Source organism: Candidatus Poriferisodalis sp., from assembly GCF_965208895.1.
GTDB lineage: Bacteria > Actinomycetota > Acidimicrobiia > Acidimicrobiales > Poriferisodalaceae > Poriferisodalis.
The window spans coordinates 2668051-2682420 of record NZ_OZ242363.1; the positions used below are offsets into that span (position 1 = coordinate 2668051).

At 66.0% G+C, this 14370-nt stretch carries 12 protein-coding genes and 1 pseudogene; 9 read left to right on the forward strand and 4 right to left on the reverse strand.

What is annotated here, in order from left to right:
• Window positions 1-58: 58 nt before the first annotated feature.
• From ACOGJB_RS12085 to ACOGJB_RS12095, 3 genes are all read right to left on the reverse strand, one after another.
• On the reverse strand, window positions 59-547 hold the full coding sequence (locus ACOGJB_RS12085) for a DUF2017 family protein (protein WP_419837371.1): 489 nt from the start codon (window positions 545-547) through the stop codon (window positions 59-61).
• A 59-nt stretch (window positions 548-606) separates the two neighbouring features.
• Complete coding sequence (gene clpS, locus ACOGJB_RS12090; RefSeq protein WP_419840731.1) at window positions 607-954, reverse strand: ATP-dependent Clp protease adapter ClpS; 348 nt, start codon at window positions 952-954, stop codon at window positions 607-609.
• A 122-nt stretch (window positions 955-1076) separates the two neighbouring features.
• Window positions 1077-2078 carry a COX15/CtaA family protein gene (locus ACOGJB_RS12095; RefSeq protein WP_419837372.1) on the reverse strand — a complete coding sequence of 334 codons (1002 nt, stop codon included), beginning with the start codon at window positions 2076-2078 and terminating at the stop codon, window positions 1077-1079.
• 62 nt (window positions 2079-2140) lie between these two features.
• Here ACOGJB_RS12095 and ACOGJB_RS12100 point away from each other — a divergent pair, with 62 nt between their 5' ends.
• The 9 genes from ACOGJB_RS12100 (at window position 2141) to ACOGJB_RS12140 (ending at window position 12996) form a co-directional block, all read left to right on the forward strand.
• Window positions 2141-3076, forward strand: a complete 936-nt coding sequence (locus ACOGJB_RS12100; RefSeq protein ID WP_419837373.1) for a heme o synthase — start codon at window positions 2141-2143, stop codon at window positions 3074-3076.
• Window positions 3077-3326: 250 nt separating this feature from the next.
• A complete protein-coding gene (locus tag ACOGJB_RS12105) occupies window positions 3327-5129 on the forward strand; it encodes a cbb3-type cytochrome c oxidase subunit I (protein WP_419837374.1) in 1803 nt (600 codons plus the stop codon).
• Window positions 5129-5746 (forward strand): cytochrome c oxidase subunit 3, encoded by a 618-nt coding sequence (locus ACOGJB_RS12110; RefSeq protein ID WP_419837375.1) that lies wholly within the window; start codon window positions 5129-5131, stop codon window positions 5744-5746. Before ACOGJB_RS12105 ends, ACOGJB_RS12110 begins: the two co-directional genes overlap by 1 nt.
• Before the next feature lie 7 nt (window positions 5747-5753).
• Window positions 5754-6536: a hypothetical protein gene (locus ACOGJB_RS12115; protein WP_419837376.1), complete on the forward strand. Its 783-nt coding sequence runs from the start codon at window positions 5754-5756 to the stop codon at window positions 6534-6536.
• Window positions 6536-7699, forward strand: a complete 1164-nt coding sequence (gene coxB / locus ACOGJB_RS12120) for a cytochrome c oxidase subunit II (RefSeq protein WP_419840732.1) — start codon at window positions 6536-6538, stop codon at window positions 7697-7699. The genes ACOGJB_RS12115 and coxB overlap by 1 nt, the downstream gene beginning before the upstream one ends.
• A 35-nt stretch (window positions 7700-7734) precedes the next feature.
• Complete coding sequence (ctaD, locus tag ACOGJB_RS12125; protein ID WP_419837377.1) at window positions 7735-9816, forward strand: cytochrome c oxidase subunit I; 2082 nt, start codon at window positions 7735-7737, stop codon at window positions 9814-9816.
• Entirely contained in the window at window positions 9809-10489 is a 681-nt protein-coding gene (locus ACOGJB_RS12130) for a cytochrome c oxidase subunit 3 (RefSeq protein ID WP_419837378.1), read from the forward strand. Before ctaD ends, ACOGJB_RS12130 begins: the two co-directional genes overlap by 8 nt.
• 10 nt (window positions 10490-10499) lie before the next feature.
• Window positions 10500-10874 (forward strand): cytochrome C oxidase subunit IV family protein, encoded by a 375-nt coding sequence (locus tag ACOGJB_RS12135; RefSeq protein WP_419837379.1) that lies wholly within the window; start codon window positions 10500-10502, stop codon window positions 10872-10874.
• 130 nt (window positions 10875-11004) lie between these two features.
• The gene (locus ACOGJB_RS12140; protein WP_419837380.1) at window positions 11005-12996 is read left to right on the forward strand and encodes a cell wall-binding repeat-containing protein; all 1992 of its coding nucleotides are present in this window, start codon (window positions 11005-11007) and stop codon (window positions 12994-12996) included.
• 207 nt (window positions 12997-13203) lie between these two features.
• On the opposite strand, the pseudogene ACOGJB_RS12145 reads toward ACOGJB_RS12140, so the two are convergent.
• A pseudogene (locus tag ACOGJB_RS12145) lies at window positions 13204-14334 on the reverse strand (UGSC family (seleno)protein); the annotation flags it as partial.
• Between the last annotated feature and the right edge of the window lie 36 nt (window positions 14335-14370).

A 14370-nucleotide genomic window follows, 5' to 3' on the forward strand; every position in this document is an offset into this window, starting at 1 on the left:
TGCCAAGAGTTACGCATGGTTCCGAGCGCAGACCACGCGACTTGACTTCTGGCGGACCCTAACGCTCGACGGCGTCGATGAGTTCCGCGAGCAGGCCGCCGAGGTAGTGGTAGCGCAGCCGTGGCCGCTGTGCAGGATCGTGCGGATCTACGTCGGCGGGATCGTCTTCCTCGGAGATGTCGATCTGGGTTCCGAGCACGAGGCGCAGCTCGTTCAGGCCCTGCACCCAGGCGGTGACCTGCGAATCGTCGAGATGTTCCAAGGCGAGGGTGCTGTCGAGCAGATCGAGATGGTCCAAGCGCTCGGCCAGCAGTTCGTCGCGCATGAGTCGCTGGTACTCCGCATCGCGGTCGGGGTCGCTCAAGTAGGCCGGCGGGAACAGCCGCCGCAGCGATGGGTCGAGCCCGTCGCCGCCGTCGCGCGCCGGTGTGTGGTCGAGCAGGTTGGATCGCAGCTCTCCCACCATCTCGGCCAGCAGACGCCGCTCCCAATCGGCGAGGTGCACGCTCACCAGCGAACCGCGGGCCCCGAACCGCGTCCCGCTCACGAGGCCTCCGCCATCAGCCCGCCGTCAGGCGGTCGCCGCCGGGGTGCCGCGGGCATCGCTCAGTTGTCCTTCTGCATGGTGGCCCAGAGTCCGTATTCGTGGAGCCGGAAGACGTCGAGCTCGGCTTTCTCGCGCGCGCCCCAGGCCACAGCGGCGCGACCTTTGTGGTGCACGTCCAGCATCAGCTCGGTGGCCTTGGCCTCGCTGTAGCCGAACAGCTTCTGGAACACGTACACGACGTAGCTCATCAGGTTGATCGGGTCATTCCAGACGAGAACCACCCACGGCGCGTCGGTCTCGTGCTCGTCCTCAGTCGTCGGATTTCGGACGACCTCGGGATCGACCACGGCTGGAGCGCTCGCCAGGCGAGGCGACACAGCAATGGCGTTCGCCAACTCAGACGACATGGCTGGCACCTGCACCAGATCGGACGACACAGTCGAAGCGGTCGGGCTCACGGGCTTATTCTGCGAAATCGCGGCCCGCGATGCCAACCAATTCGCCGATCCCGCACCGTGCGGGTGTCGGATCATCGGTCTCGACCAGAGATCACGGTGTTGGGCGAATGAGCGAACCAGCCATCGCTGGCCCCGCGGCCCGAAGCGGCGAGCACGAGGCGAGTCATCGCAATGGTCAGCAGTGTTGCGCCTGCAACATGCAGGGCCACCAGCAGCACGGGCAATTCGTTGAAGTACTGCACGTACCCGATCGCCGCTTGCACGGCCATCACGCCGATCACGATTCGGATGCGCCGACCCAGCACAGCAGCGCCCATGCTGGCTGTCTCGTCGCGCGATGTCGCGGCGAGACGACGGACCGCAACGCTTCCCAGCAACGTGACCGCTGCCAGCACGACCACCGTGATGCCGTGAATGCGCGCCACTGACGGCAGGGCGAACTGCAAGCGCTCGACATGCTCGTCGCCGCCGTGGGGGCCTGTTCCAGTCACCACCGTTCCGGTCCACAGGGCTGCGGCCGTCAGCGTCGCGGCGAGCCATGCGAGCGTCCGGACATGAGTTGGGAGCCGGGCGTCGCGGTTGCCGCCGGGGGACGGCTCGCCAGCCGCTCGATGCGCCAAGACGACCGCCGCCGATACCAGCACCTGCGATGCCAGGAAGTGCGACATCACGACCGGCGGGGACAGGTGAGTCAGCACGGTCACAGCGCCGAGACCGATCTGGAAGACCACTCCGGCCACCAGGCCCAGCGACCACCACACCAAGTCGCCCCGGCGCGGCCGGCGCCACCACGACGCCCCGACCGCCACCACGACGGCCACCGACACCAGGCCGGTCACGATGCGGTTGCCGAACTCCACCCAGCCGTGAAAGTCAGCAGCCGGCACGAACTCGCCGGGCTCGCAGTTCGGCCATTCGCTGCATCCCAGACCGCTGCCGGTGAGCCGTACGAGCGAGCCCGTGATGACGATCGCCACGAGCGACCACAGCGCCCAGCGCGCCACGAGCGCGAACCGCTGCGGTGTGACGAACGGCCGACGTTGCGCAGTGTCGGCGTGGCGCTGGAAGCTCACGCTGAAACGCTAGGGCTGATGCGTAGCCTCACACCGATGCCAGCCCGTCAGCGGCCGCTGCGATGTCGGCGATGAAGGCACCCCGCGTCGCCGGGTTGCACGCCGACGCGCCCGCCGGCCCGTCGGTCTCCACGACATTGCGGGGATATGTCGCGCTCACGAAGCCGCGCATCATCGAGCTGCTGCTGGTGACCACGGTGCCGCCGATGTTCGTGGCCGAGCGCGGCGTGCCCAGCGTGGCGCTGATGCTGCTCACCGTCGTCGGCGGCACGCTGTCCGCCGCGGGCGCCAACACCTTCAACATGTACATCGATCGCGATATCGATGCGACGATGGCTCGCACAGCGCACCGCCCGCTGGTGGTCGGAACGGTGACGCCGCGGGCAGCGCTGATCTACGGCGTGGTGCTCGAGGCGTCGGCCTTCGGGATTCTGTGGTGGGGCGCCAATCTGCTGGCGGCGTCGCTTGCACTGTCGGCCTGCCTGTTCTACGTATTCGTGTACACGCTGTGGCTGAAGCGGTCGTCCGCTCAGAACATCGTCATCGGCGGTGCAGCCGGTGCGGCCCCAGTGCTCGTGGGCTGGGCGGCCGTGACCGGGACGCTGTCGCTCGAGGCCTGGATCGCGTTCGCGATTGTCTTCTTCTGGACGCCGCCGCATTTCTGGGCGCTGGCGATCCGCTACGCCGAGGACTACGGCGCCGCCGAGGTGCCGATGCTGCCCTCGGTTGCCAGCGAGCGTTCGGTCCTAGTGCAGATGACGCTGCACACCGGTGCGGTGATCGCGCTGTCGCTGTGGTTCGCGGTGGCTGCCGGTGCGGGCGGGCTGTATTGGGCGGTCGCGCTGGCCGGGGGCGCAGCGTTCGGATGGCAGCTTGTGAGGTTGTGGCGTGCGTTGACACCGGCGACCGCGATGCGCGTCTTTCACACCTCCATCGCGTACTTGGGGCTGCTGTTCGCGGCAATGGCGGTGGACGTCGTAGTTCGGCTCAGCTGGTGAGCCGCGAAGAGGCGCCGCCTCGGGCCAGTGCTGCCCGCGGGCGAAGCGAGCGAGAGCAACATTCGCAGGGCACTGTGCCAGCACAAGCAGCCGTTGAACGAGCCTCGTACGGGGACCTCAAACCGGAGCGGGATGCAACGCAAGCTGCGACCTTGGCAATCTGGTTGAGGGGGCCGCGGGTCGCTAGAGTGCCCCGTTGGCGTCGCCCCCAAGCGGCGCTGCCAGCCGAGTCCGGGAACCACTTCGCCGCATGACCGACGCCATTACCGAAGCGGGGCATACACAAGGGCCGTCTGTGTCTGCGGATGCAGACGGATTTGCCGCGCCTGCACCGGCGGAAGACCCGACGGCGTTCGGTTGGCTCAACACGGTCGACCATAAGCGCATCGGCAGGCTGTTCATCGCCTGCTCGTTGCTGTTCGGCCTCGCCGGCACCATCGCGGACCTGCTGGTCCGGTTCGACTTGACCTCATCGGGCGGACACACCGTTCTCAACGGCGACTCGTTCGTGCAGGTATTCACCTTCACGCGCGACGCCCTCGTATTTGGCATGCTCATCCCGCTGTTCTTGGGCATTGCCGTCTATGTGGTGCCGCTGCAGGTCGGCGCGCCGAACGTGGCCTTCGGGCGGGCAGCCGCCCTGTCGTTCTGGGGTTGGCTGGTATCGGCTGGCGTGCTCGTCGGGGCCTACATCGCGAACGGCGGCCCCGGGGGCGGCTTCGCGGACGGAGTGGATCTGCACCTGCTGGCCGTCGCGGGGCTGGTGATATCGCTGCTGACCGGAGCGATCTGTGTCGCCGTCACCACGCTCACGATGCGCGCGCCGGGCATGTACATGGACCGCACGCCCCCGTTCGCCTGGTCGGCACTCGTCACGGCGTCCATGCTGGTCGTCAGCCTCGGCGTGGTGCTCGGCCAGATCGTCATTCTCTACATCGAACACCGCTATGGCCCCCGTTTCCTCGGCGGCAACTACGGCATCTGGTCTCGTATCGACTGGATGTACCGCACGCCGCAGCTGTTCATCTACGTGGTGCCGGTGCTGGGCGTGGTTGCCGAGATCATGCTGGCGGCCGCTCGCCGCTGGGTGTTCGAGCCTTTGGCGCTGTATTTCACGATGGGGCTCGTCGGGCTCTTCGGGTTCGGCGCGTGGGCGAACTTCGGCATCACCGACGAGGGCGCCGACATTGTCGACGGACTCGAGGGCATCGTGCTGGTCGGCCTCTACGCAGGTGCACTCGCAGGGGTCTCCGGATTGCTGGCGCTGTTGGGCTTCACCGTGTGGCAAGGCCGCAATCAGCCGAGGCCCGGCAGCGGCACTCTGTCATTGACGCGGCCCAACACGGCGCTGGCCGCAGCGTTTGTTGCCGGAACGCTCGTCGCCGCGGCCGCGCTGGTCGGCCTGGTCGGCGCCGGTGTCGACTGGCTGCAGATTGCGGATCGCGGCGTCGACGGAAATGCCCCACTGCGCTTCACGACATGGGTCACCGGCCAGCAGAGCCTGCTCATCTATGGCGCTGGACTCCTGGGCGGGCTGGCTGCACTGCACTGGTGGGCGCCAAAGATCTGGGGTCGGCGGCTGTCCGAACTCGCCGGTTGGGCCAGCCTCCTGGCGATCGGCGGAGGCGCCTTGTTGGCGTGGCTCGGCCCGACACTGTCGGGTGTCCTCACCGAGCAGCCGCAGTTCGTGTACGGCGATCCGCTGCTCACGACTCGCTATGCCGACCAGGTTGACGACACCGGTGCCTCCGTCGCTGAGGGCTTGTCGACGGTCGGTGCTATCGGGGTTGTCATCGTGCTGGCAGGCGTGGTGCTCGTGGTGCTGAACCTGCTTGTCAGCGTGTCGATGCGCAAGGGTGCCCCGGCCGAGTCCGATCCGTGGGGCGGTCTGACGCCGGAATGGCTGCTCGACTCGCCGCCCCCGCTCGGGCCGTCCGAGACCCTGCCGGAGCTCGCCTCAGGCACTCCCTTGCTCGACCTTGAGTTCAACGGCAATGGGCTCAACGGCAGTGGCGTTGCGGCCGATCGCGACGCGCACGAGGTGCCGGCCTGATGGCGGACATGACCGGCACCGTCGAGGCCCCCCAGCCGGGCCGCTACAACCTCCCCGGACCGCCGCCGCGCCCGCGCAGCCAGCTCGTCGCCACCGGGTTCGCCGTCGCGGCCGGCGCCATGGCAGTCGCGGGGGCGCTGGGTCATTACATGGCACGCCGGCACCTGCTCAACGACCCGGGCCATGAATGGATCGCCGGCCATGCGGTGCCGAACCCGCAACTTGTCTACGCGCTCATCACCTTGGGGGTCTCCGTTGTCACCGCCCACTGGGCCGTGTGGGCAAGCGGTCGCGGCGAGCGCGGTCACACCTGGGTGGGCATGGCCCTGACCTTGGTGATGGGCTTCGCCTTTTTCAACATGGTGATGTTCAGCCTGAACCGCATGGAGATCGAGATCGGCTCGGGCGAATGGGCCACCCTGGCGTTCGCCGTCACCGGGCTCTCGCTGGCCATCGTGATGGTGGGGATGTTCTATCTCGGCCTGATGACGCTTCGTTCGCTGGGCGGCAGCGTCGGCCGCGACCGTTCGACACCGCTGGGTGCAGCGGTCTTCTTTTGGGACTTTGCCGTGCTTGCGTGGGCCGCCACCTGGTACGTCGTGTACGTGGTGAAGTAGGGGATCGATGGTCGGCATCGCCAGCAGGTACTTCGCCGGGCGCATAGCGCTGGCCGCCGCTGCCGCTGTGGTGGTCGGCGTGCTCACCGGCATGGACGGCACCGGTCACGTGGTCATGTACGCCACGATCGTGCTGGGCGTCGCCGCCGGGGCGTTTGCCCTGCTGTTCGCGCTGGCGCTCACCGTGGGCGACGGCGACTCGCTCGACCGCGAGCACTCCCACGTCCACCGGCCGACCCCCGCGTACTGGCCGGTCATGGCGGCGATGGGCATGGGCGTGCTCATGGTGGGCTTGGTGACCGATTCGCTGCTCACGATCTCGGGTGTGGCATTGCTGCTGATCGCCGCGGTTGAGTGGACGATGAGTGCATGGGCAGAGCACCTGTCCACTGACGCGGCGTCGAATGCGACTGAGCGCGCACGCTTGCTGCGGCCCTTCGAGATCTCGCTCTACGGCGCGTTGGGCATCGCCATTCCGGTGGTGCTCGCATCGCGCATCTTCCTGACCGTGAGCAAGACGGCGGCGAGCCTCGCGGCCATCGTGATCGCTGCGGTGATCCTGGCGTTCGCCTTCGTCGTGTACGCGAAGCCCCAGCTGCGCCGTGCTGTCACGGCTTCGATGCTGGTGCTGGGCGCTATCGCACTCATTGTCGCGGGCATCGCCTCAGCCGTGATCGGCGAGCGCGAGTTCCACCCGCATGGCGGGCACGCCGAGGTATCCGACGATCATGGCGAAGCAGGCTCAGGCGAGTCCGGCGAAATGACCGAGTCAGATGGAGGGCACGAGTGATGGGCATTCGCTTCGCTCGATGCTGGCGCATCGCGGCCGTGGCGCTCTCGGGCCTGACCGTCGCCGGCTGTGCCACGGGCCGCCTCGACGCGACCAAGCCCGCCGGCCCCAACGCCCGCGAAATCGACGGGCTCATGCGCCTGTCGGGCTGGATGGCGGTGGGCGTTGGCATCTTCGTGGCCGCGGCGGTTGCCACAATCATCGTGAAGTTCCGGGCCAAGCCCACCGACGACCCCGACGACCTGCCTCCGCAGATTCACGGAAACCGCAAAGCTGAGCTCACCTGGACGCTTATTCCGACGATCATGCTGGTCGGCCTGACGGCCTACACGTTGCCGGTGGTGTTCGATCTTGCCAAAGAAGGCAGCGGACGCACCATCAAGGTCGAGGGTCAGCAGTGGTGGTGGCAGTTCAGCTACGACCTCGACGACGACGGGCAATTCGACGACATCGTCACGGCGAATGACCTGGTGATCCCGACCGGCGAAGAGGTCAACCTTGAGCTCCACTCGAGAGATGTCATCCACTCGTTCTGGATCCCTCAACTCAACGGCAAGCGCGACGTTGTACCCGGCCGCGTTCACGATTGGCGTATCAGCTCCGACGAACCGGGCGTCTTCTATGGCGAGTGCGTGGAGTTCTGCGGCCTGAGCCACGCCAACATGCAGATGCGAACCATTGCGCTCGCGCCTGAAGACTTCGAGCGCTGGAAGCAAGACCAGCTCGACGGGCAGGCGGCAGCGCAGGCGGCCCTCGCAGAAGGATCGGCCGTAGCTGCCGGTGCAGCGCTGTTCGAGACCCACTGCATCAGCTGCCACGTCGTCGACGGAACGTACGAGAGCGCGGCGGGGGGCAATGCGAACCTCCTCGCAGGCGTCGCACCGAATCTCACCAACCTCATGAGCCGCACGGCCTTTGCCGGAGCGCTGTATGAGACCTACCTGCAAGGACCCGACGGTGAGTACCTGCGAGATTCCAACGGCAACCTCGTCCTCAACATCGCAGAAATGCGTGAGTGGGTGCGCAACGCGCCCGACATGAAGCCGGCTCGTGCCGACAACCAGCAGGGCATGCTGGACTTCTCGGAGGTCTTGACCGATCAGGATCTCGACCATCTCATGGCCTATTTGAAGACCCTCGGCAGCCCGCCGGTGCTGCCCTGATGAGCACTGGCGCACGGGCCTAGGAGGACGACCTGATGGCAATCATCACCGATCAGCCGGACAGCGCTGGGCCGAGCACCGAGCTCGAGGTGGCTGACGGCAACCCTGATCACGACGACGCGCCCCGTACTGGCGTCTTTGCCCGCCCCACGCACGCGACGGGCTGGCGCGAGTGGCTCTTCACGGTGGACCACAAGAAGATCGGGATCATGTACGGCGCTGCTGCGCTGTTCTGGTTCCTCGTGGGCGGCATCGAGATCGGATTGGTGCGCCTGCAGCTGTGGGCGCCCGACGGCGAGGTGCTGAGCGCCGACGCGTACAACCAGCTCTTCACGATGCACGGCGTCACGATGGTCTTCCTGGTGATCATGCCGCTGGCGAATGCGTTCGCGAACTATCTCGTGCCGTTGCAGATCGGCGCCCGGGACGTGGCTTTCCCGCGCATGAACGCGCTGGGATTGTGGATCTTCGTCTTCGGCGGCATCTTCTTGAACCTGAGCTGGTTCCTGGGCGGCGGCGCTGACGGAGGCTGGTTCGCCTACGCACCCAACACCGGGCTCGCATTCAGCCCCGGCAACGGCATGGATTTCTACGCCTTGGGCCTGCAGATCGCCGGCATCGCCTCGCTGCTGGGCGCGTTGAATCTGCTCGTGACCATCATCAACATGCGTTGCCCGGGCATGACGCTGCTGCGAATGCCGGTCTTCACGTGGATGATCCTGGTAGTGCAGTTCCTGCTGGTGTTCGCGCTGCCGGTCATCACCGTGGCGCTGGTGCTGCTGACCTTCGACCGCACCTTCGAGTCGAATTTCTTCGACGTAGCCGCGGGTGCCGACCCGTTGCTGTGGCAGCACCTGTTCTGGATATTCGGCCACCCTGAGGTGTACATCTTGATCCTGCCGGCGTTCGGCGTCGTTTCTGAGACGCTGCCGGTGTTCAGCCGCAAACCCCTGTTCGGGTACCCGATCGTGGTGCTGTCGGGCGCTGCGATCGGCTTCATGGGCTGGGGCGTGTGGGCCCACCACATGTTCACCGCCGGCATGGGGCCGGTGTCAGTGGCGGCGTTCTCGGCGACGACCATGTTCATTGCGGTGCCCACAGGCGTGAAGATCCTGAACTGGATCGCGACCATGTGGGCGGGCAAGGTCCGCTTCACGGTGCCGATGATGTTCTCGGTGTCGCTGGTCTCGATGTTCACCATCGGCGGCCTGTCAGGCGTCATGCATGCCATCGCGCCCGCGGACACGCAGCAGACCGACACGTACTTCATCGTGGCGCACTTCCACTACGTGCTCGTCGGCGGCGCCCTGATGGGCATGTTCGCCGGCATCTACTACTGGTGGCCCAAAGCCTTCGGCTATCACCTGAATGAACGGCTCGGCCGCTGGCATTTCTGGCTCATGCTCTTGGGCTTCAACGTCACGTTCGGGCCGATGCACATCGTGGGCTTGCAGGGCATGGCGCGGCGTCACAGCGTGTACGGCGAATTCGACGGCTTCGAGTTCTGGAACAAGATCGCCACGATCGGCTACTTCTTCATGTTCATCGCCATGACGATCCTGGCGGTCAACATGTTCCGGACGTGGGGCCGATATCGCCGGGGCCTCGAGCCGCAGGCCGAAGCAGACCCGTGGGACGGCCGCACCTTGGAGTGGGCGATTCCCTCGCCGGCGCCCGAGCACAACTTCGACTACGTGCCGGTGGTGACCGACGTCGACGACTTCTGGCACAAGAAATACCAGCCCGACGAGACCGGCAAGCTGCGGCGCATTGCCGACGGCAACGACATCGCCCAGCGCGGCGACCAGCACCCCCACCTGCCATCGCCGTCGTACTGGCCGATCGTGCTCGCAGCAGGCCTGCCGCTGATCGGGTTCGGGCTGATCTACAACCTGTGGATCGCCGGCATCGGACTGTTGCTGCTGGTCGGCTCGATGTTCGGCTGGACGCTCGAGCCGGCAACCGATCCCGACGCGGGCCACGGTCACGGTCACGATGACCATGGCCACGATGACGGGGGCCACGGCGACGATCATGACGGCGGGCCCAACGGCCACGACGACGGCAACGGCGTGTTGACTTCCAGCACTGTGAACGGGGAGACCGCCGGTGACTGATACCCCGACGGCCTCCAGCACAGCCGCCGCCGAGCCGGTCGAGGGCGACGAGCCGCCGGCCGCGTATCCACGCACGGAGTGGGACGACTACGAGATCGTTCCGCCCACGACGAATCTGTCGAATGAGAAGATGACGATGTGGGCCTTCCTGGGCTCAGATTGCCTGCTCTTCGGAGCGCTGATCTCGACCTACCTGCTGCTGCGCAACCGTCAACCGCTGTCGGGCGAGGAGTCGCTGAGAGCGGCCGATCTGTTCGACATCCCGTTCACCTCGGTGAGCTCGTTCGTGCTGCTGATGAGCTCGCTCACCATGGTGCTGGCCGTGTCGGCGATCTCCCGTGGCGAGATGGAGCGCTGCAAGCTGTGGCTGTTGACCACCGCTGCCCAGGGCGTCGTGTTCATCGCCGGGCAGGTGTACGAGTTCACGAGCTTCTACCGCGAAGGCCTCGGCTACACCGTCAGCATCTCGTCGTCGGCGTTCTACACCTTGACCGGCTTCCACGGCGTCCACGTGTCGCTGGGCATCATCATGTTGGTCACGCTGTGGGCGATGGTGAATCGAGGGATCATCGGCCCTGAGCGTGCCGAGACCGTCGAGATCATCGGCCTGTACTGGCACTTCGTGGACGTCGTCTGGATCGTGATCTTCGCGGTCGTGTACCTGATTCCGTAGGGGGAGATCGATGAGCACCGCCACCGAGACCACCCCCGAAGAGGTTCACGACGCGCACGACGACCACGGCCACGGCCACGGCCTGAGCGATTTCGGCTACATCAAGGTCGCGCTGCTGCTGGCGGTGCTCACTGCGGCCGAGGTGATGACGTACTTCGTCGATGTCGGACCGGTCGAAGTGCCTGGGCTGCTGATTCTGATGGTGGTGAAGTTCTGGATCGTCGTTGCGTACTTCATGCACCTTCGTTTCGACAACAAGCTCTTCACGTGGCTATTCGTCGGTGGCTTGGTGCTCGCCATCGCTGTGTACGCGGCGTTCGCAACATCGATGGTCTTCTGGACCGACCCCGCAGGCTGCGACCTCAGCCCCAACCCAAGCTGCTGATCCGCGCAGCGTGCCGCGGCACGTCGGTGAATCTGCCCGTCAGCCGCTGGTGAGGTACTCGACGCCGAGAACCCGCTGCAAATTACGGGGCCAGCCACACAAGTAACCCGCTATGCCTAAGCTCGCATGCATGCGACGTGTGCTTTGGATCGTGGTGGTCGTTACGGCGGCAGCTTGGACGCTGCCAAGTTGCGCGACGGCCGGCGCTGCGGAATCGCCCGCTGATGTCGCCATCGAGCGCTACGGAGGCAGTGACCGGTACGCCACGTCGTTGCTCATCGCCGAGGCAGTGGCCGCAGAGGCGGGAGGCACGCTCGACCAAGTGGTCTTGGTCTCAGGCCGAAACTGGACCGACGCAGTCGTTGCGGCTCCGCTGGCAGGACATCTGGGAGCAGCGGTGCTGGCAACGCCGCCCGGCGAACTGCGCGCCGATGCGGCCGCGTTCCTGGAGCGAACCGGCGTCTCGACGGTGCAGCTCATCGGCGCGAACAGCGACACCGACGGCGTCGGCCCCACAGTCATCTCGGGCCTCAACAGGCTGGGAATCACGACCGTCCGGACTTCGCACAGTGACCAGTACACGACCGCCGCACTCGTCGCCGCAGTCATCGGTACGCCTGGCGACATGGGAAGCCTCGGCTCGACTGCGGTAGTGGCCAGCGGTGAAGTGTTCGCCGACGCTCTCGTCGCGGGGGCATTTGCTGCCCGTGGGAAGCATCCGGTGCTGTTGACACCAGATGACGAATTGCACGACAGCGCCGCCGAATATCTCAGAGATCTGCAGGTCGACCATGTCGTGCTGATGGGTGGTACCGCGGCGCTCAGCCGAGGCGTCGAAGTATCCATTCGGGCGCTCGGCATCGAGGTCACCCGACTCGCCGGCACGACTCGGTACGACACTGCGGTCAAGGCTGCCGAGCTGACGACGGGCCGCTACAGCAGCGATTGCTTCAGCACTCGTCGTGCTGGCCTCGCTCGCGCTCGTGTGCCATTTGATTCGTTCAGCGCCGGACCGCTGCTGGCCCGCCTCTGCGCGCCTCTGCTGCTCGCGGACCCCAAAGCCATCCCCGACGACACAGCCGCCTACCTCGACGGTGTCCGTCGCTCCGTCCAAGATGGTGACGTCAGGGTGACCGTGTTCGGCGGAGAGGCGGCAGTCTCACAAGCCGCTATCGAGGCGTACTTGACCCGAAACGGCGCATCAGCACCCGAACAATCTGAGGATGTAGCCAACCGCTGCGGCGGGAATGCCACGGATCCGCCCCGTGCAGTAATAGCCGGAAGAACCAGCATCGCCCGGGATCCGGCTTGGTCGCCAGATTGCCGGCAGATCGCATTTTCGTCTGGAGGTTCGGTGTATGTGGCAGACCGTGACGGTTCGAACCCTCGGAGCGTGTTCGGTATTCCGACGGTGTCCGCCGTTGAACCGGATTGGTCGCCCGACGGCACCATGATTGCCCTCGTCGCGTCGCGGTACGAAAGTTCAGCGGGCCACTTCTTTCGCCGGAGTCACATTTTCACTGTGGGCTCAGACGGCACCGGTATGACGCAATTGACCAGCGGCGCCGTCGAGGACTACGGGCCATCGTGGTCGCCGGATGGGCGCGAGCTGGTATTCGGTCGCCAGATATGGACCGAGGAGTCTGCGGAAGGCAGACGCGGCCAGCAGTGGTTCATCGCGTCTATCGATGCGGATGGCGAGAACCTCTCGGAAATCACTCGGGGCCCATATAGCGAAACCAACCCATCGTGGTCGCCGGACGGCTCCCGGATTGCCGTGGAGTGGAACGGACGGTTGGCTGTGATGAATCCCGATGGCACCGATGTCGAGCCATTGCCGGTGGATTATGAACTCAACAGTTGGAGCGGGCCGTCATGGTCACCTGACGGCACGCAGCTGGCGTTCAGCGTCTTCGAAGAACGAGATGGTATCCCGATTTCAGGCGAGTCGAACATTGCCGTCTTCGATTTTCGCACCAAGCAGGTGAGGGAAATCACCGACTTGGAAGGCGATGAGATCAACCCTGACTGGTCACCCGATGGACAGCTGATTCTGTTTAACACTTTCGAGATGGGCTATGCCTACAGCCGGATATTCGTCACGGGTGCTGGCGGCACATGACGGGTGCCCGCGACTTCGCGCCGACAGCCGAGCGTCGTTTTGGTGTGATTAAGACCGTCGTATCGGTTCATTAGAGACCGTCGGTTTGGTCCAGTAGCGTTGGACGGGATGGGGTCGGAGTCGCGCAATGCCTATCTGCCGCGGGCAGGATCGCCGTGATCCCCGCGGCGCTCCTCACCGCCTGAGTGACGGCACTGCGCGGCGGCGCTACGCGGTCCCGGGCGGGGGGAGGTCGAGGGCTGCTGCGGTGTAGTCGCCGTGGGGGCCGTCGTGGCTGAACACGTACGCGTTGGTGCGGTTTGCGTCGCCTGCTACCGCGATGACGAACTTCGCGGGCGCCGAGACGATCGGCACCAGGCGGTCAGGATCGTTAGAGGTCGCAAACTCGGGCGGCAGATTGCCGTCGGCGACGACATCGCTCAGTCGTGGCCGGCCTGGCACCAGATTGGTCCAAGCACCGATGAGCTTCTCGAAACGCCACGCTGGGATGCGAGCGTGTTCGAACAGCGCGCCGGCCAGGTCTGCCTTCGACCACCCGGCCGCAGCGCAGGTGCGTGCCAGGATCGGTGACAGCACCAGCAGCGGCCGGTAGTGCAGCTGCCCGAGGCCGTACAGGTGCACGAGATCCCAGCCGGTGATGCGCGCCAGGCCGTCGGCGAGGTAGGGCACGATCTCGTCGGGGGTCGAGCCGAACACGCTGCCGACGATCGCGCCGCTGTTGAAGCGGGCCATGGTCAGCACGTCGTCGTCGGGGCCGAAGCCGAACTCGGCGCCGACGGGTTCCCAACCGATGTCCGCGAGCGCAGCAGCGTCCTCGCACAGCACCACACGGAACGAGTTCCCGAAGGTGGACTTGTCGTGCTCGGCGGTGGTGAAGCCGAACACGTTGCGCTGATAGAGCCGCAGCCAGCGTCCGACGCTGGTGTTGGCACGCACGCCGTCGCGCAGCGCCCCGACGCCGGAGTTGAAGCCGAGCTTCGCCGCCTGCGGACCGTCGAGGATCATCAGCGCATCGGCGCCCGTGGTGTTGCCCGAGTGCTCGACGCCGTAGTGCGGATCTGCCAAGATGCGCGCGGCGGCGAGCAGTACCGGCAGGTGGCGCGGCTCGCAGCCGGCCATCACGGCGTTGGTCGCCACCGACCACACGGTCATGTCGCGGCCGGTGGTGCGAGCCAGGCCCAGCGATTGCTGCGGGTCCAAGCCGGAACCGTCCAGGAATGCCTCGACGCGGTCGCGTGTCGGGGGGATGATCGGCAGGCCATCAGACCAGCCGCGCTCTGCGAAGGTGTCGTTGATCTCGTCGATCGACCCGCTCGCCACCGTGTCCAATGGGTCTGGGTCGGCGGCATTCGAGCGTGCCTGGTCTGGGTCGGC